Here is an 18,662-nt window from a genome sequence, read left to right on the forward strand (position 1 = left end):
TAGGGTAGATTTTAGAAAGAATTTACCGAATTTTATCAAAATTAAATTTATGAACAGAGTTACCGAGCAAGAATCTAACTATCAGCACATCGATCAGATGTCGGTATTGGAAGTTCTGCAGGGCATTAATAACGAAGATAAAACAGTTGCTTACGCAGTTGAGAAATCTTTGCCTCAGATCGAAAAATTAACATCGGCAGTTGCCGAAAGGATGAAAAAAGGCGGCCGTCTTTTTTATATTGGCGCAGGTACCAGCGGCCGTTTGGGGGTGGTAGATGCATCAGAATGTCCACCTACTTATGGCGTTCCGTTTGATTGGGTAGTGGGGATTATTGCAGGTGGTGATACTGCCATTAGAAAAGCAGTAGAATTTGCCGAAGATGATTCTGAACAGGCCTGGAAAGATCTTCAGGAGTTCAATATCAACGAAAAAGATTGTTTGGTTGGTTTAGCCGCTTCGGGCACTACACCTTACGTTATCGGTGGGCTGAACACGGCACGTAAACATGGTATTTTAACAGGTTGTATTGTTTGTAACACTGGCGGACCGATAGCGGCAGAATCGGATTTTCCGGTTGAAGTGGTGGTTGGCCCTGAGTTTGTTACCGGATCTACCCGCATGAAATCGGGCACGGCACAAAAAATGGTTTTAAACATGCTCAGTACCACAGTAATGGTGCAACTGGGCCGCGTAGTTGGCAATAAAATGGTCGACATGCAGTTAACTAACCATAAATTAGTCGATCGGGGTACACAAATGGTTGCCGACGAACTGAATATCGGTTATGATGAAGCCGCCGAATTGTTGACCCGTTACGGAAGCGTACGCAAAGCGGTAGAAGCAGGACACTAAGGAATGATAGAATGATAGAATGAGAAAATGAGAGAAGGATGGAATTAGAGAATGTTGAATGGGGGAATTAGAGAAGGATGAAAGTTTGAATGCAGAATTAAACTTAACATTCAATCATTCAAAATTCACTCATTCAATATTTATCTACTCTCTCATTCAATAATTATAATTAAAAGCATGCACGAGATAGAGCCTTATTACCAGTGGAGAGATGATTATATTTCTGCAGAAGACGAACGTTCTCCGTTTTACAATACCGAATATTCGGAACTTTATTTCGATAAGCAGATTTATAACTTTTTACTGCACCCGCAGTGGGATGAGTTTGGTTCGAATACACTTTACATGAAGGTGTTATATGCAGATTACGACCGCAGTTATGCCATTATCGAATTTATAGGCGAATGGAACGATGCCATTAACAATGATATTATGCTAATGAAGCGTGATATTTTAGAACTGATGATGGATGAAGGCATCAATAAATTTATCCTGATCGGAGAAAATGTACTGAATTTTCATGCTTCCGATGATAGTTATTACGAAGAATGGTTTCAGGAAGTAGAAGATGGCTGGATTGTTGGGGTAAATTTTCAACAGCATGTAATTACCGAATTTAGGGACAATAACATCGATTATTACATTAACTTTGGGGGCGCTTTTGATAATCTGCCTTGGCGCACGTTAAAACCACTACAGTTCTTTAAAAAAGTTGAAGAACTGCTGACAAAAAGATTGAACTAAATATTTATTTTTATATAGTTAAATACACAAAATTTAAAATGGAACAACAAAATTTTGAATATCAAAAAAACAGCGTTTTTGTACAAGAAAACTCTGTTTCTAAAAAATTCTTTGCAAACGTTTTCTTATGGATGTTTGTTGCGTTGAGTTTATCTACAGTAGCTGCGTATCTTTTTGGTACCAATGAACAATTGATGCAGTATCTTTTAAATATTAACCCTGCAACCGGAAAAGTAAGTATGTCAATCTTTGGCTATATCGCTATGTTTGCACCACTTGGCCTTGTATTATTGATGGGCTTTGGTTTAAGCAGATTATCATTGCCAGCATTAATTGGCGTATTTGTGCTTTATTCCGTGCTAACAGGAGTAAGTTTAAGTTTTATCTTGTTAACCTATACTTCAGGTTCAATAGTAAGCTGTTTTGCAGGTGCTGCAGGTATATTTGGTATCATGGCCGTTATGGGTTATACTACTAATATCGATCTAAGTAAGTTTGGGCCCATTTTAATGGTGGGTGTAATTGGTTTAGTGATTGCGAGTGTAATTAATATGTTTATCCAGAGCGAACAGTTCAGCTTATTTATGGCTTTCATTGGCATTGCCATATTCACAGCGTTAACTGCTTACGATGTACAAAAAATAAAAAGAATCGGCGAAGGGATTGAGGCTAGTGGCGAACAGGTTCTTCAGATCGAATCCAAAAAAATGGCTATTGTTGCCGCTTTATCTTTATACCTTGATTTCTTAAATATCTTCCTATTCTTACTACGTATTTTCGGAAGTAGAAAATAATCATCAACAGAACAATATTCTTAAGGCTGTGCAGAATTGCATGGCCTTTGTAATTTTATTTGGTAGCGAAGCGATAAATTTTGGAATTGATGTAGCTTTGTTGCATTTTTGTATGCTTATTAAGAAAGACGGAGGGATTAGACCCAACGAAGTCTTAGCAACCTGTAACCATACAAGGTGCTAAATTCTATCCCGAATAAATTCGGGACCAGATAAGTTTAGGATTACGATTCACGTACCAACTTTTTAGATAAGCCTTTTTTTGAGATTTGAGATGATAGATTTGAGATTTGAGGCACATAGGTTGTGCTTAATAATTCTCATATCACATATCTCAATTCTCATATCTAACGACAAGAATGAGTATAAGAGAAGAATTAGAGAAACGTATTTTGGTGATTGATGGTGCAATGGGTACCATGATTCAGCGATATACTTTAACCGAAGAAGATTTTAGGGGAGAGCGATTTAAGGACCATCCCTGTGATGTAAAAGGCAATAATGATTTGCTCAACATTACACGTCCGGATATTATAAAAACGATACACCTGGAGTATATGGCGGCTGGTGCCGATATTATTGAAACCAATACTTTCAGTACACAGCGTATTTCCATGGCCGATTACCAGATGGAAGACCTTTCTTACGAAATGAGTTTCGAAGGGGCACGCGTAGCAAAAGAGGCTGCAACTGAGTTTATGGCTGCAAATCCAGACCGCAAGTGTTTTGTTGCAGGCGCCATTGGTCCAACCAACCGTACCCTTTCTATGTCGCCAAATGTAAACGATCCCGGTTTTAGGGCCGTTTATTTTGATGAGTTAGAAGAAGCTTATTACGAGCAGGTTCGCGGCCTGGTAGATGGTGGTTCGGATGTTTTATTGATCGAAACCATTTTCGATACTTTAAATGCTAAAGTGGCCATTGTGGCCATTAAAAAATATGAAGAGGTAATAGGCCGTAAACTGGAAATCATGATTTCAGGAACCATTACCGATGCCTCTGGCAGAACGCTTTCCGGTCAAACGGCAGAAGCTTTTTTGAATTCTGTAATGCATGCTAAACCATTAAGTATAGGTTTTAACTGTGCATTGGGGGCAAAAGAAATGCGTCCGCACATCGAGGAGTTAGCGGCAAAAGCAGGTTGTTACGTTTCAGCCTATCCTAATGCAGGTTTACCGAATGAGTTTGGTGCTTACGATGAGCAGCCGCACGAAACTGCACATCTGGTAGATGATTTTATTGCCTCTGGTTTTGTAAATATTGTAGGTGGTTGTTGCGGTACTACACCGGAACATATTGGCTGCATTGCCAAAAATGCCAGAAAAGCTGAGCCGCGCAAAATTCCGGTGCTCGAACCTTACATGCGTTTAAGCGGCTTGGAGCCGGTAACCATCACCCCGGATAGCATTTTTGTAAACATTGGCGAAAGAACCAATATTACTGGTTCTCCAAAATTCTCCAAACTGATTTTAGGAGGCGATTATGAAGCCGCATTGGCCGTTGCTCTGCAACAGGTTGAGGGCGGTGCGCAGGTAATCGATGTAAACATGGATGAGGGGATGCTGGATTCGGAAGCGGCAATGACCAAATTCTTAAACCTGATTGCTTCAGAACCCGATATTGCCAAATTGCCTATCATGGTCGATTCATCTAAATGGTCGGTTATCGAAAATGGCTTAAAATGTTTACAGGGGAAAGGAATTGTAAACTCCATTTCCTTAAAAGAGGGCGAGGATAAATTCCGAGAAAGTGCCCGTAAAATTATGCAATACGGTGCTGCGGTTGTGGTAATGGCTTTTGATGAACAAGGTCAGGCCGATAATTACGAACGTAGGAAAGAAATCTGTAAAAGAAGTTACGATATACTGGTACATGAAATCGGTTTCCCCCAGAGGATATTATTTTCGACCCTAATATCTTAACCGTTGCAACCGGATTAGAGGAGCATAATAATTATGCCGTCGATTTCATCAATGCCACCCGTTGGATCAAAGAAAACCTGCCTCATGCTAAAGTGAGTGGTGGGGTTTCGAATATTTCGTTCTCTTTCAGGGGCAATAATACTGTCCGCGAAGCGATGCACTCTGCATTTCTTTATCATGCCATCCAGGCCGGTTTAGATATGGGTATCGTTAACGCGGGGATGTTGGAGGTTTATCAGGAAATTCCACCTGAGCTACTGGAAAGGGTAGAAGATGTACTCTTAAATCGTAGAGATGATGCAACAGAACGTTTGGTAGAATATGCCGATACCGTAAAGTCTAAAGGCAAAGAGGTTGTTAAAGACGAAGAGTGGAGAAAAGGTACTGTTGAAGAAAGGTTGTCGCATTCACTGGTAAAAGGAATTGTGGAGTACCTGGATGATGATGTGGAAGAAGCAAGACAAAAATACGCCCGCCCGATTCAGGTAATTGAAGGACCATTAATGGACGGAATGAACATTGTCGGTGATCTTTTTGGTGCGGGAAAAATGTTTTTGCCTCAGGTGGTTAAATCGGCAAGGGTAATGAAAAAAGCTGTAGCTTATTTGTTGCCATTTATAGAGCAGGAAAAACTGGATAATCCCGATCAGGATCAGAATTCATCAGCAGGAAGGGTATTAATGGCTACGGTTAAAGGCGATGTGCATGATATTGGAAAAAATATTGTGGGTGTGGTTTTGGCCTGTAATAACTTCGAAATTGTTGATATGGGGGTAATGGTTCCTGCACAGGAAATCATTAAAAAAGCCAAAGAAATTAATGCCGATATTATTGGTTTAAGTGGATTGATTACACCATCGCTGGATGAAATGGTTCACTTTGCCAAAGAAATGGAACGCGAAGGTTTTACCATTCCATTGATCATTGGTGGTGCAACTACTTCCAGAATCCACGCTGCAGTAAAAGTAGCACCAAATTACTCTGGACCTGCTATCCACGTGTTAGATGCTTCAAGAAGTGTTACGGTTTGCAGCACCTTAATGAATCCTGATACGAGAGACGATTATATTGCAGGTATCAGGGCCGAATACGATAAAGCACGCGAAGCACATTTAAACAAACGCTCTGATAAACGTTTTAAAACACTTGAAGAAGCACGTGAAAATAAATTTAAGATCGATTTTCAGCCTAATCTGCCCGTTCCGGAATTTACGGGTACAAGGGTTTTCGATAATTATCCTTTAGAGGAACTGGTTCCTTATATCGATTGGACACCCTTTTTCCATACTTGGGAACTTCGTGGCAGTTATCCTAAAATTTTCGATGATAAAAATGTAGGCGACGAGGCAAAGAAACTTTTTGATGATGCACAGACTTTGTTAAAACGGATCCTCGATGAGAAATTATTAACCGCAAGAGCGGTAATTGGTTTCTGGCCGGCAAATGCAGTAGGAGACGATATCGAGTTGAGAGTTGAGAGTGCTGAGTTGGGAGACTCCAAACTCCAAACTTCAAACTCCAAACTAATCAAAATTCACACCCTCCGCCAGCAGGCAGAAAAAGTAGATGGGCAGCCTTATTATGCTTTATCTGATTTTATTGCACCAAAAGAAAGTGGTATTCAGGATTATTTTGGTGGTTTTGCGGTAACTGCTGGTATCGGGATAGATGAACTGGTAAATGAGTTCGAATCCAATTACGATGATTACAATAGTATCATGGCAAAAGCATTGGCCGATCGGTTGGCTGAAGCTTTTGCAGAGCGCCTGCACGAGCGCGTACGTAAAGAATATTGGGGTTATGCACAGGATGAAAACCTGAGCAACCAGGAATTGATTAAGGAAGAATATGCGGGTATCCGTCCGGCACCTGGTTATCCTGCTTGTCCGGAACACACTGAAAAAGGTACCTTGTTCCAATTGCTTGATGCGGAGAATAAAATTGGACTTCACTTAACCGAAAGTTATGCCATGTATCCAACAGCAGCGGTAAGTGGGTTTTATTTTGCACACCCCGATTCGAGGTATTTCGGATTAGGAAAAATAACCAAAGACCAGATTGAAGATTACGCCATCAGAAAGAATATGCCGGTTGAAGAAGTGGAAAGATGGTTAAGTCCGAATTTAGCTTATTAACCCATCGCTTTGTTATCCTGATCCGATAGCTATCGGATGCAGCGAAGGGATCTCTAAGTGAAAAACACATAATTTTGATGTTAGCAGTCATCAAATATAGGAACTGCCATTATGTTTGAGATGCTTCATTAGCATTCAGCATGACAACCAAACCAGGTTATGAAGATTACAGACCATATAAAAAACGCAAAGGGTAAAACCTTATTTTCTTTTGAACTATTGCCGCCTATCAAAGGGCAAAGTATACAGTGGATTTATGATGCGATAGAGCCGTTATTGGAATTTAATCCACCTTTTATCGATGTAACTTCGCTCCGCGAAGATTACATTTACAAAGAGCAGGCAAATGGTTTGCTCCAAAAGGTATCTTATCGCAAGCGTCCCGGTACCATTGCTATATGTGCAGCCATTATCCATAAATATAAAGTTGATGCTGTTCCGCATCTCATTTGCGGTGGTTTTACCAAAGAGGAAACCGAAAATGCATTGATCGATCTGCAGTTTTTAGGTATCGATAACGTTTTAGCCCTGCGAGGTGACGCCCGAAAAGCAGATGGGAACTTTGTTCCAACTCCAGGCGGACATTGTTATGCAACTGACCTGATCGAGCACATCAAAAACCATAATGAAGGTAAATTTCTGCATGAAGATGTAGAAACTTTTAAAAGTGATTTTTGTATCGGTGTTGCTGGTTATCCGGAGAAACATTTTGAAGCCCCTAACATGAGTACCGATTTCAAATACCTGAAAAAGAAGGTCGAGGCAGGTGCGGAGTTCATCGTAACGCAGATGTTTTTCGATAACCAGAAGTATTTCGATTTCGTGAAAAAATGCAGGGAAAATGATATTAACATTCCAATTATTCCGGGATTAAAGCCAATCAGTACCTTATCGCAGTTAAATGTGCTGCCTAAAATTTTTCACATCGATTTGCCTGATGAATTGACCGATGCGCTATCTCACGCTAAAAACAATAATGAGGCTAAAGAAATCGGTACAGAAGCCATGATCAAACAATGTAAAGAGCTGATCGATTTTGGCGCTCCGGTATTGCACTTTTATACCATGGGTCGCCCCGAGCAGACTAAAAAAATTGCGAAAGCTATTTTTTAATAAAAAGACTTCGTAGGTTTTTAAAACCTGCGAGGTCTAAGCAAGCCATAATTGCAAAAAAACTGTCCTTACCTTCGTAAACTATCGGATAGCATCTATCCATTATTTCAAATTCTTACAGAACTTTAACCTAAAATTTATTGTTTTAAGGGCATACAACTTATATTTGTATCAATGAAGTTTTATACCCTTAAATACATCCTCATTAGCTGCATTGCGCTAACTTTTTTTCTAAAGGTGAGTCATGTGATTTCGTATTTGAGTTATTCTGCAGATCGTATTGAGGTTTTATCTACTAATGATGATGCGACCGAAAAGGAAGAAAAGAAAGTAGAAACCGAATATGCTATAAATCAGATCTTACTTCATACGGATATTTATTTCCCGCTACAAACTGCTAAGAAGGTAATCATTCCTGATCACTCTTTTAAATTGGCTTATTTCCCAGAAGTTTTAACGCCACCTCCTTCTATTTAACATATACTTTCCGTTTATTCCTTGTTTCGCATAAAAGTGAAGCAAATAGTCTATTTTAAAAATTACAAATAAGAAGATATGAAACGAGCAATTTCATTCGCAGTGCTGTTAGCCGCTGCGTCGTTAAAAATCAGTGCACAAGAAGTTGTGCAAAACAATATTAAACCTGTAGAAAATGCTTTAAGTCGGGTTACTAAGCTCGAGCCGGTAAGTTTTAACTATAACAAAACCTGGGCTGAAAAATTAAAATTATCAGCACGGCCACAATATGGTTTCATAGGCGCCGATGCCAAAACGGCTGTTCCGGAAATTGTTTCCGTACAGTCCAAAGATTATCCGGCAGGTAAAAATGCATTTAAAAGTGCAACGATTACCAAAGTGGATTATGAAAGTTTGGTGCCACTGTTGGTAGCCAGTATAAAAGAGCAGCAGCAACAAATTGAAGAACTGAAACGCGAAATCAGTACATTAAAGTCGCAGAATACTAAATAATGAAAATCCCGATGAGAATCGGGATTTTTTTTGATCAACATTAATTACTGAAAGTAAAAAAAAGGTAACTAATCTGTGGTTAAAGCCAGCCAGTGTAATTATTGGGCTAGCTTTACCCCGTTAAATAATATCAATATATAAATGAATAACAAAATTGCCGAAAGCCAGTCTCGATCAAATTACGCCGTTCCCTTAGTTACCATTACCCTTTTATTTTTCATGTGGGGGTTTATCACCTGCATGAACGATATTTTGATTCCATATTTGAAGCAGCTTTTTAAATTGAGCTTTTTTGAATCGATGCTGGTGCAATTTTGTTTCTTCGGTGCTTATTTTGTAGGTTCACTGATTTACTTTTTGATTTCTTATACCAAAGGTGATCCGATTAATAAAGTCGGGTATAAAAAAGGAATTCTTTTTGGAATCGTGCTCGCCGCCATTGGCTGTGCTTTATTTTTCCCAGCAGCAACGTATTCGGTTTATCCATTGTTTTTAGGAGCATTGTTTGTATTGGGTTTAGGCTTTACCGTCCTTCAGATTACGGCAAATGCCTATGTTTCATTATTAGGTCCTGAAGATAGCGCCTCCAGCCGCTTAAATTTAACGCAGGCCTTTAACGCTTTTGGAACCACCATAGCTCCAATTCTGGGTGGTCACCTGATTTTTGAATTCTTTTCCGAAGCTGATGGGAGTTTTAGTGCATCAGCCACACGTATTCCCTATTTAATTTTTGCAGCCATATTACTGTTGGTAGGCTTGCTTATTTTTTATGTAAAGTTGCCTTCTTTTCAGCCCGAAGAGGAAGAACAGGTAAAAGGATTAGGTGTATTGAAATTTCCACACTTAACCAGAGGAATTATAGCCTTGTTCTGTTACGTTGGTGCCGAAGTGGCTGTTGGAAGTTTTATCATTAGCTTTTTAAGGCTGCCGGAAATAACCGGATTGGATGAGGTGGTGAGTAAAAATTACTTATCCCTTTATTGGGGAGGGGCAATGATTGGCCGTTTTGTAGGCTCAATTTCACTTAGCCATACTTTAAGCCAATCAAAAAAGATAATTTATATGTTGGGCACTGCTGTATTGGTTTTTGCCTTAATTTATGGTATTGTTGACTTAACTTTTGCACAGATCAGTTTCTTCCTGGTATTTATTGCATTAAACTTTTTAGGATTTTTAGTTGGAAAATCCGCACCTGCAAGAACCCTGGCTATTTTCTCAGCTATAAATGTATTGTTATTGATTTCGGCAATGATAAATAAAGGTGAATTAGCGATGTACAGTGTTTTAGGGATCGGTATTTTTAATTCGATTATGTTCTCGAATATTTATACCCTCGCCATTGCTAAACTGGGTGCTTATACCAGTCAGGGATCTTCTCTATTGGTAATGGCCATTTTGGGCGGGGCAATTATGCCGCTTATTCAGGGAGCTGTTGCCGATAAAATTGGTGTACACCACTCATTTATACTTCCATTAGTGTGCTACCTGTTTATCTTGTATTTTGGTATTTATTGTTCGAAAAGATTGAAAGGTATCGAGCAGACGAGTATGAAATCAGGACATTAATCTTAGATACGTCATTCCCGCGCAGGGTTATCGTGTGGACATATCTTTTTAAGCATTATTTAAGGCACTATGCTAGCTTGCTTTAAAAAACAATAGTACTTTGCCGAAGCACGCCAGTCAATCCCAAGAGCCAGGAAAATCAAAAAACAGGTGTACAATAGAACAACTAGCTCTACCAAACCTCAAACGCAGTGTGTTTTGTGTATCAAGGTTTGCAAAAACTTTCAGTTAGTACAACAAACACAAAACAAAGTGCCGCTGTTTTTTGATGTGTATGAGCTTGTGCAGAGGCTCCTTGCTGGATTGACGAAGCATTTTATTTATAGGTTTTAGTGTTTTTAATTGTATAAATGAGCTACGCTATCGCTTCGGTTTGCATACTTTTGATGCCTCAAAAGTTTGATGCCTTGCGGCAGAGAGCACTAAAAATGATTTTAAAATTTGTGTCTATACGATACGCCCTGTGTGGGAATCTTAATGACTTATGTATGTGCATTAGGATTCCCAATCAGGTTGGGTATGACGATTAATATAATTATTACCCTTTAAGCAAATAACCCTTAAATCCTTCAAAATCTGTCCCCAACTGATCTGCATGTTTAGGTTTACTTTCCAAAGCTTTTACCTGTTCTGGAATTTCGATTTTAGCAGCAAGATCTGCCGGGAAAATATCAGGAAATTTGCAGGCATGTGCAGTAGATAAGAAAACAGCCGCACTTTCATCAGATGGATTTTCGCTTCTGTATTTTTCAATTGCCAAATACGCAATCGCTGTATGCGGACAGGCAACATAATTTAGTTTATTGTCAAGTTCTTTAATACCTCGCAATGTTTCTTCGTCAGTGAAGCGATAAGAAGTAACCACTTTTTTAACCGCTTCCACATCCTGATCAAAAAGATCCATAATACGAACCCAATTACTTGGTGCACCAACATCCATCGCATTCGAATAAGTTTGTGTTGATGGTTTGGTTTCGTAAACACCACTTTCTAAAAAGCGTGGAACGGTGTCGTTTACATTGGTAGCGGCAATAAACTGTTTAACTGGCAACCCTAATTTGTAAGCAAGCAGGCCAGCACCAATATTGCCGAAGTTTCCACTTGGTACAGAAAATATTACATCGTTTAAGCCTTGCTTTTTCAGTTGGGCATAAGTATTGAAATAATAAAATGTTTGCGGGATCAACCTTGAAATGTTAATCGAATTGGCTGAGGTTAACCGGAATTTTGCGTTCAGTTCATCATCCGCAAAAGCCTGCTTTACCAAAGCCTGGCAATCATCAAACGTTCCTTTTACCTCAACGGCTCTGATGTTTTCGCCATTGGTGGTTAACTGCAGTTCTTGTATCGGACTTACTTTTCCTTCCGGATAAAGGATCGTTACACGAGTATTCGGTAGGCCTAAGAAACCCAAAGCCACTGCGCCACCGGTATCACCAGAAGTCGCAACTAAAACATCTAGCAGTTGTTCACCATCTTTTAAGAAATAAGCCATAACACGGCTCATAAAACGCGCACCAAAATCTTTAAAGGCCAACGATGGACCATGGAACAATTCGAGCACAAAGGTTTTGTCATCTAGTTTAACCGCTGGAGCTTCAAAATTAATGGCATCTTCAATTATGGCTTTTAAATCTTCAGCAGGAATCTCATCTTTTAATAATGTCGAGGCTACCTTGTAAGCAATTTCAGGTAGAGAATACTTCTCAATATTTTCGATAAAATCTGTATCAAGCTGCGGGATTTCTACCGGCATATATAAGCCTTTATCCTGCGGCATACTGTTAAAAACGGCTTCTTTAAAAGAAACACGTAAATCTTTATTGTTGGTTGAGTATAGTTTCATTTTTAATGAGGTATAATGGAAAATGTTATATGGATGATGGGAAACCCGACTTACAAAGTCCATTTTCCATCTTACATTTTCCATGGTTACATAACTTTCGGCCCTTCCGCGTTAACCGGAGAAACAAAAGCTTTGCTGTTAATATTTATTTTATGTAGGTGTTGCTGTTGCGATTTGGTTATTTTTCTGGCTGTTTCTTCGTCTTTAGTTAGTGCGAAAACTGATGGTCCAGAACCTGAAATTCCGAAGCCGATTGCACCATTTTCCATAGCCAGTTTTCTCATTTCTTCAAAACCAGGAATTAGTATCGAACGTGTTGGTTCTACCAAAACATCTTTCATACTGCGGCCAATCAGGTCAAAATCATTCATAAACAATCCACTAACTAAACCTGCCACATTTCCCCATTGGATAACCGCATCTTTTAAAGCAACCTTACTGCGTATCATCTGGCGCGCATCTTTAGTTGGTACATCTACTTCAGGGTAAACAATTGCTGCATACATACCAGCCGGCGTAGGTAAAGAAATTACATCGAGTGGCTCGTAGCTTCTCACCAACACAAATCCGCCCAATAACGCAGGCGCAACATTATCGGCATGGCCATAACCACAAGCCAGTTCTTCACCTTTCATGGCAAAAGGTACCAATTCTTTGGTCGTTAATAAATCGCCCATTAATTTGTTAATGGCAAATAAACCGGCAACCGTACTGGCCGAGCTCGAGCCCAATCCGCTACCAATGGGCATTTTTTTGTACAGTTCAATTTCTACGCCTACATCTAAACGATCGATGTGTTTTAAATAATGTTGCACACTGGCACTTACCGTATTTTTAGCAGCATCCAATGGTAAACGGCCGTCATCGCCGGTAATTCTTTTGATCACTACTCCTGGTGTGTCTGTAAAACGCATTTCCACTTCATCACCCGGTTCGTTTACGGCGAAGCCCAGTACGTCGAAACCGCACACTACATTTGCAACCGTTGCCGGAGCGAAAACTTTTATACTATTTTTCATTATTAATTGGCTTAGCTCGTGTTAAGCGGTTATTTGGTTTAAATGATATTTTAAATGCACAACATAATCTTCAATAAAATAAGAAAGTGTATGCAGTTCTGTTTTTCCTTTTCCGGTATCACAGTTATTCTGAAGCTTTTCTTCCGGAATGTTTTCAATTACCCGGCAAATCTGATGGTTTAACAATTTCCAAAGCATTTTAACATCAGCGATATCAGTTTCTTGATAATTTTGATAAAGCACCCATTCATCCTGATGATAAACGATTTTAACACCCTGCTCATACTGGCCAACAATTAACCGGCGAATGTTATTGGAAGCACTATCGATCAAATGACCCAATAATTCTTTTTTAGACCATTTTGAGGGTTGCAGTTTATCGTTCCAGGCTTTTTTTGTGATATTTTCAAAATCAATCATTGCCTGATCAACCAGGCTTAGGATTTCATTTTTATGTGCTAAAACCGGATTCATGGTATTAGTTATTTAAAGTACCAACGTTAATGATATCCGCAAAAACACCGGCAGCCGTTACTTCTGCGCCTGCTCCTGGGCCTTTTACTACCAATGGACGTGATTTATAACGATCAGTAGTGAAAGAAATAATGTTGTCACTTCCCGATAGCATATAAAAAGGATGAGTATCATCTACCATTTGTAAGCTGATTTCTACATTGCCATCTTCCAATTTACCGATATAGCGTAAAACCTTTCCTTCACTGCCTGCAGTTTGTTTCAGGTTTTCGAAGTAAGCCGCATTAGCTTGTAGTTCCGAATAGAAATCTTCTACCGATGTGGCATTTAAACAGGCTTCTGGCAAAATATTGTCGATTTTCACATCACTGGCTTCCAAAGGATAACCCGCATCTCGCGCCAAAATCAACATTTTACGCATAAAATCTTTTCCATTTAAGTCGTCTCGAGGATCTGGTTCCGTATAACCCAGTTCCTGCGCTTCTTTCACTGTTTCGTAAAAACCAGCCTCACCCTTAAAATTATTGAAGATGTAAGAAATCGTTCCTGATAAAATGGCCTCAATCCGGGCAACCTTATCGCCGCTCATCATGAGTTCTTTTAGCGTGCGGATAATAGGTAAACCAGCACCAACATTGGTTTCATAATAAAAATCGACACCAAATTTACGGGCGGTATCTTTAAATGATTTATACTGCGCATAACCTGCAGAGTTTCCTTTTTTATTACAGGTTACCACAGAAATGCTGCTTTCGAATATGCCCTGATAAAATTCTATTGGCGATTCTGCAGCGGTATTATCCACAAAAACACAGTTTGGTAAGTTTAAAGCTTTCATTTTGGCTACAAAACCTGCTAGATCTGCTTTTTCACCATTTGCATCTAGTTCGGTTTCCCAATTTTCGAGCGATAAACCATCTGCACTGAAAATCATTTTACGGGTGTTACTAATGCCAGCAACCTTAACCTGTAAATCGTTATTGGCCGCCAGGAAAGGCATTTGCTCTTTTAATTGATTAAATAAGGTTTTACCGATGTTTCCTGTACCTAAGCAGAAAATATTTAATGTCCTTTTCAGGTCGGTAAAAAAAGCATCGTGTACCGCGTTAACCGCTTTCGATAAATCATCTTTACTAATGATTACCGAAATATTATATTCAGATGAACCCTGTGCAATAGCCCTTACGTTAATACCATTACGGCCCAATGCATTGAACAAACGTCCGCTCATCCCTGGTGTACGTTTCATATTTTCACCCACGATGGCTAAAACGGCAAGATTATTTTCAACTTCTGGCAGTTCTAGTTTTTTCGCATCCAGCTCCAGCTCAAATTCTTTTTTGATCAAAGAAATGGCCTGTGAAGCATCTGTTGGTTTTACTGCGAAAGTAATGCTATGCTCTGATGAAGATTGTGTAATCAATACCACATTGATCTGCTCGCGCGAAAGCAGTGAAAACAACCTTCCGCTAAAACCTGCCTTCCCAACCATGCCGCTACCAGTTAAATTAATGATGCTGATCTGATCGATAGAAGAAATTCCTTTTATTGGTAAAGTCGAAGCTTTTACATCACTTTTAATATATGTTCCACCAAAATCAGGTTCGAAAGTGTTTTTGATCACAATCGGGATTTTCTTCATAAAAGCAGGGATCATCGTTGGCGGATAAATTACTTTAGCCCCGAAATAACTCAATTCCATGGCTTCAGTATAACTTAACTCCGGTAACGAGAAAGCCTTTTTCACAATGCGTGGATCAGCTGTCATCATGCCGTTTACATCGGTCCAGATTTCTATTTCTTCCGCATTTAAGGCTGCGCCCCAAACGGCTGCAGTATAATCAGAACCCCCGCGACCTAATGTAGTCACTCTGCCTGATGCATTGCTGGCAATAAAACCAGTTACAAAAAGCACCTTATCTTTATTTTCCTGGTAAAAATTGTTGATCAGCATTTCAGTCAGTTCCGTGTCAACCTTCGCCTGACCGAAGTTGCTATCGGTTTTAATCAGTTCCGATCCGTTTACATAAAGTGCGCCGCCAAAAGTTTGCGAAGCAATATGGCTGATCATAAAAGTAGAACAGCGTTCGCCATAGCTTAAAATCTGGTCCTTGGTTTGTGAGCTAAGCTCACGCAGATTGGTTACCGCCTGCAGCAGATCTTCCAGTTCGTTAAAAAAGATCTTTAAACGCGTAAACACCGGGTTCTGTGCAGCCGCAGGTAAAAGCGTACGGATTACAGCAAAATGTTTAGCTTCAATTTCTTTTAAATGGGCATCGTAATCTTCACCACGTTCGGCCATTTCGGCCATGTCGGTAAGCAAATTAGTTACACCACTCATTGCCGATAATACAACTACCGGGCTGTTCTTCTGTTTTTCTTCGCCAACCAGGCGTAAGAGGGTTTTAATGTTCTCGGCCGAACCTACGGATGTGCCGCCGAATTTGAGTACTTTCATTAGTTTATATTAGGTTTAACTGTTTGTTACTGTACCAATCTGTAGTTTAAAATGCTCGTTCGTACAGGTTTCATTCAGCATGGGTTAAAAAAAAAGCGTCCCGATTTTCATCGGGACGCTTTCTGTGTTTTATGTTTTTTCAACTTACAACAAATTAGCCCCGCTGGTTTATACCGGTGGTAATAATAATCGTTGTAATAATTGAAGTGTTAAATTTCATCTTGTCTTTGTGTACTTTGTACACCGTAAAGTAGAAGATTATTTTTTTAAAATGCAAATGTTTTTTCAATTTTATTTCGAAATTTCTATTAAAACGTTTAAGTAAATGAAATAAGTGCATTATTTATTCTGCTGCTTTGAAGTGCCTGCTCCGATTCTTTTCGGAGGGTGCCAAAAGGGCGGGGTGGTTTTTGATAATTTGAAAAGATCCTTCAGTATTCCTCCCGGTAATGCAGCCCTGCTAATCGCTATAGTCCCGATGGGAGTGCTGTTTTGTTGTTGGGGAATCGGGAGCTGCCGCTTTTATCAGGTTTAATTAACGCGGGCTGGTGCTACTATTGAAGTGGGTTGCCTTTCCAGCGTCTAATTATTCCCCTCTTTTGGAGGGGTGCCCGCAGGGCGGGGTGGTAAATTGATGTTTTTTTATCTAAGATGCATAACTTACACTCAATCCCATATAGGTGTGTACTCAGAAGAATTTAAACACACTAAAACCATTTACCTAATTTAACTTAGTGTATTTTTTTAAATTTTTTTATCTTCAAAAATACTTTATAAATAATTGTAAATGAGATTTTTAAGTCATAGTGTATTTGCTACAATATGTAAATAAATATATTTTAAAACTCGTTTTTGTGCAACATAAGTCTTTACCTTTGCCCCACTAACTAACTTATTGTTATGAGCAAAAAGAAACTGCAAACGCCAGATTTAAGCTATTTAAATCTAGGCGGGAACATTGCTGTAAAGTACCAGTTGTCTCCAAAAGAGCTAATTGATGATGCATTATTAAATAAAGAAGGTACAATGGCGGCATCGGGAGCCCTGGCCATTGATACCGGGAAATTTACCGGACGTTCGCCTAAAGACAGGTTTATCGTGTGCGACGACGTAACCGAAGATCAGGTTTGGTGGGGAGATGTAAACATTAAAATCAGCCCTGAAAAGTTTGACCAGTTATTTAATAAGCTCACCAGTTACCTTGGCGACAAAAAAATCTATGTACGTGATGCTTCAGCATGTGCCGATCCGGATGATGCAATATCCATCCGCGTAATTACTGAAACGGCCTATCAGAATCTTTTTGCTCACAATTTATTTATCCGTCCTGATGAAGATGCTTTAATAAGCAGCCCGGAGTGGACGATTATTGCCGCCCCAGGCTTCCTCGCCGATCCTGCTGTTGATGGAACCCGTCAGGAAAATTTCTCTATCATCAATTTCACTAAAAAAATGATTTTGATCGGTGGAACAGGTTATACTGGTGAAATTAAAAAAGGAATCTTTTCTGTGTTAAATTTCATTCTTCCGGTATATAAGAATACACTTTCTATGCACTGCTCTGCAAATGTAGGCAAGGATGGAGATACCGCTATCTTCTTCGGCTTGTCTGGAACGGGCAAAACCACTTTATCAGCCGATCCCGAAAGAGGTTTAATCGGAGATGATGAGCACGGCTGGGGCAGCGATTCGGTATTCAACTTCGAAGGAGGCTGTTATGCAAAATGTGTTGATTTAACCGAAGAAAAAGAGCCTCAAATCTTTAAAGCCATTAAATTTGGCTCATTATTAGAAAACATTAATTTTTTTCCGGGCACAAAAGATGTTGATTACTCCAATATCGATAAAACAGAAAATACACGTGTAGCCTATCCTATAGATTATATTGATAATGCCATCCTGCCCTCTGTTGCCGCGGTGCCGAAGAATATTTTTTTCCTCACCGCTGATGCATTTGGCGTATTGCCTCCAATATCAAAATTAAACGTAGAACAGGCCATGTTCCACTTTATGAGTGGTTATACTGCTAAAGTTGCGGGTACAGAAGCCGGTGTTACTGAGCCTCAGTTAACCTTTTCGGCATGTTTCGGTAAAGCTTTTCTTCCATTGCATCCTTCAAAATATGCAGCTTTATTGGGGGAGAAGATGAAAAAGCACAAAGTACACGTTTGGCTGGTAAATACAGGATGGAGTGGGGGAGCCTATGGCGTTGGTAAAAGGATGAAATTGAGTTATACCAGGGCAATGATCAAAGCAGCATTAAACGGAGATTTAAATCACCATCATTATAAACAACATCATGTATTTAAATTAATGATGCCATTAATTTGTCCCGGGGTACCCAATGATATTTTAGATCCGTCTAAAACATGGGATAATCAGGAAGAATATTTTTTAAAAGCTTATCAGCTGGCAGATGCCTTTTCAGAAAATTTTAAGCAATTTGAACTGACAAAAGTACCAAAAAGCAGACACGAAGCGTTAAAATTATGTTAAATGCACTTTAAAATGCATTTTTTGAGCGAAAAATTTGCAATTCGATTTTTTTTTAGTTTTTATTGTGAAAGAATTGCCTCGGCTGGGGCAATTTTTTTGTTATACACCCTATGTGGTTTACCGAAACTAAATTCTAAGTAACGATTTAATTGCTTATTGATTTATTAATTTGTAATTTAAAATCAATTTATAAATTTGTTTTTCGCAACAATTTCGGATATGAAACGTTGAGTGTATTACAATAAGAAAAAACAGCTAAAAATTAAAAACAAG

Annotated in this window: 12 protein-coding genes, 1 pseudogene and 1 riboswitch; of the genes and pseudogenes, 9 read left to right on the top strand and 4 right to left on the bottom strand. The window is 39.3% G+C overall.

Features of this window, described 5'->3' with window-relative positions; translation table 11 throughout:
- Positions 1–49 precede the first annotated feature (49 nt).
- The 8 genes and pseudogenes from murQ to H9L23_RS24520 all read left to right on the top strand — a co-directional run bounded on the left by murQ (position 50) and on the right by H9L23_RS24520 (position 10,096).
- The gene (gene murQ / locus H9L23_RS24485; RefSeq protein WP_187592750.1) at positions 50–853 is read left to right on the top strand and encodes an N-acetylmuramic acid 6-phosphate etherase; all 804 of its coding nucleotides are present in this window, start codon (positions 50–52) and stop codon (positions 851–853) included.
- Between the two features lie 177 nt (positions 854–1,030).
- Complete coding sequence (locus tag H9L23_RS24490) at positions 1,031–1,597, top strand: hypothetical protein (RefSeq protein WP_187592751.1); 567 nt, start codon at positions 1,031–1,033, stop codon at positions 1,595–1,597.
- A gap of 38 nt (positions 1,598–1,635) precedes the next feature.
- Positions 1,636–2,391, top strand: a complete 756-nt coding sequence (locus tag H9L23_RS24495; protein ID WP_187592752.1) for a Bax inhibitor-1/YccA family protein — start codon at positions 1,636–1,638, stop codon at positions 2,389–2,391.
- Positions 2,392–2,504: 113 nt separating this feature from the next.
- Positions 2,505–2,610: riboswitch (SAM riboswitch) on the top strand.
- A gap of 140 nt (positions 2,611–2,750) precedes the next feature.
- A pseudogene (metH, locus tag H9L23_RS24500) lies at positions 2,751–6,448 on the top strand (methionine synthase).
- A gap of 159 nt (positions 6,449–6,607) precedes the next feature.
- Positions 6,608–7,561, top strand: coding sequence for a methylenetetrahydrofolate reductase [NAD(P)H] (gene metF / locus H9L23_RS24505; RefSeq protein ID WP_108197393.1), 954 nt, complete (start codon positions 6,608–6,610; stop codon positions 7,559–7,561).
- A 174-nt stretch (positions 7,562–7,735) separates the two neighbouring features.
- Positions 7,736–8,038 carry a hypothetical protein gene (locus tag H9L23_RS24510; RefSeq protein ID WP_187592753.1) on the top strand — a complete coding sequence of 101 codons (303 nt, stop codon included), beginning with the start codon at positions 7,736–7,738 and terminating at the stop codon, positions 8,036–8,038.
- Between the two features lie 78 nt (positions 8,039–8,116).
- Positions 8,117–8,530, top strand: a complete 414-nt coding sequence (locus tag H9L23_RS24515) for a tail fiber domain-containing protein (protein WP_187592754.1) — start codon at positions 8,117–8,119, stop codon at positions 8,528–8,530.
- 141 nt (positions 8,531–8,671) lie between these two features.
- Complete coding sequence (locus H9L23_RS24520) at positions 8,672–10,096, top strand: sugar MFS transporter (RefSeq protein ID WP_187592755.1); 1,425 nt, start codon at positions 8,672–8,674, stop codon at positions 10,094–10,096.
- A 538-nt stretch (positions 10,097–10,634) separates the two neighbouring features.
- On the opposite strand, the gene thrC is transcribed toward H9L23_RS24520, so the two are convergent.
- The 4 genes from thrC to thrA all read right to left on the bottom strand — a co-directional run bounded on the left by thrC (position 10,635) and on the right by thrA (position 15,893).
- On the bottom strand, positions 10,635–11,942 hold the full coding sequence (gene thrC, locus H9L23_RS24525; protein WP_187592756.1) for a threonine synthase: 1,308 nt from the start codon (positions 11,940–11,942) through the stop codon (positions 10,635–10,637).
- An 86-nt stretch (positions 11,943–12,028) separates the two neighbouring features.
- A complete protein-coding gene (locus H9L23_RS24530; protein ID WP_187592757.1) occupies positions 12,029–12,961 on the bottom strand; it encodes a homoserine kinase in 933 nt (310 codons plus the stop codon).
- Positions 12,962–12,982: 21 nt separating this feature from the next.
- Entirely contained in the window at positions 12,983–13,435 is a 453-nt protein-coding gene (locus tag H9L23_RS24535) for a DinB family protein (RefSeq protein ID WP_187592758.1), read from the bottom strand.
- A gap of 4 nt (positions 13,436–13,439) precedes the next feature.
- On the bottom strand, positions 13,440–15,893 hold the full coding sequence (gene thrA / locus H9L23_RS24540; protein WP_187592759.1) for a bifunctional aspartate kinase/homoserine dehydrogenase I: 2,454 nt from the start codon (positions 15,891–15,893) through the stop codon (positions 13,440–13,442).
- Positions 15,894–16,793: 900 nt separating this feature from the next.
- Here thrA and pckA point away from each other — a divergent pair.
- The gene (gene pckA / locus H9L23_RS24545) at positions 16,794–18,389 is read left to right on the top strand and encodes a phosphoenolpyruvate carboxykinase (ATP) (RefSeq protein ID WP_187592760.1); all 1,596 of its coding nucleotides are present in this window, start codon (positions 16,794–16,796) and stop codon (positions 18,387–18,389) included.
- The last annotated feature ends 273 nt before the right edge of the window (positions 18,390–18,662 follow it).

The organism is Pedobacter roseus, assembly GCF_014395225.1.
Taxonomy (GTDB): domain Bacteria; phylum Bacteroidota; class Bacteroidia; order Sphingobacteriales; family Sphingobacteriaceae; genus Pedobacter; species Pedobacter roseus.

Bases quoted from the DNA above. Each gene is read 5' to 3' on its own strand.
- H9L23_RS24535 (WP_187592758.1), bottom strand. From the start codon at position 13,435: ATGAATCCGGTTTTAGCACATAAAAATGAAATCCTAAGCCTGGTTGAT.
- H9L23_RS24515 (WP_187592754.1), top strand. From the start codon at position 8,117: ATGAAACGAGCAATTTCATTCGCAGTGCTGTTAGCCGCTGCGTCGTTA.
- H9L23_RS24510 (WP_187592753.1), top strand. From the start codon at position 7,736: ATGAAGTTTTATACCCTTAAATACATCCTCATTAGCTGCATTGCGCTA.
- metF (WP_108197393.1), top strand. From the start codon at position 6,608: ATGAAGATTACAGACCATATAAAAAACGCAAAGGGTAAAACCTTATTT.
- murQ (WP_187592750.1), top strand. From the start codon at position 50: ATGAACAGAGTTACCGAGCAAGAATCTAACTATCAGCACATCGATCAG.
- H9L23_RS24530 (WP_187592757.1), bottom strand. From the start codon at position 12,961: ATGAAAAATAGTATAAAAGTTTTCGCTCCGGCAACGGTTGCAAATGTA.
- pckA (WP_187592760.1), top strand. From the start codon at position 16,794: ATGAGCAAAAAGAAACTGCAAACGCCAGATTTAAGCTATTTAAATCTA.
- thrC (WP_187592756.1), bottom strand. From the start codon at position 11,942: ATGAAACTATACTCAACCAACAATAAAGATTTACGTGTTTCTTTTAAA.
- H9L23_RS24520 (WP_187592755.1), top strand. From the start codon at position 8,672: ATGAATAACAAAATTGCCGAAAGCCAGTCTCGATCAAATTACGCCGTT.
- H9L23_RS24495 (WP_187592752.1), top strand. From the start codon at position 1,636: ATGGAACAACAAAATTTTGAATATCAAAAAAACAGCGTTTTTGTACAA.
- H9L23_RS24490 (WP_187592751.1), top strand. From the start codon at position 1,031: ATGCACGAGATAGAGCCTTATTACCAGTGGAGAGATGATTATATTTCT.
- thrA (WP_187592759.1), bottom strand. From the start codon at position 15,893: ATGAAAGTACTCAAATTCGGCGGCACATCCGTAGGTTCGGCCGAGAAC.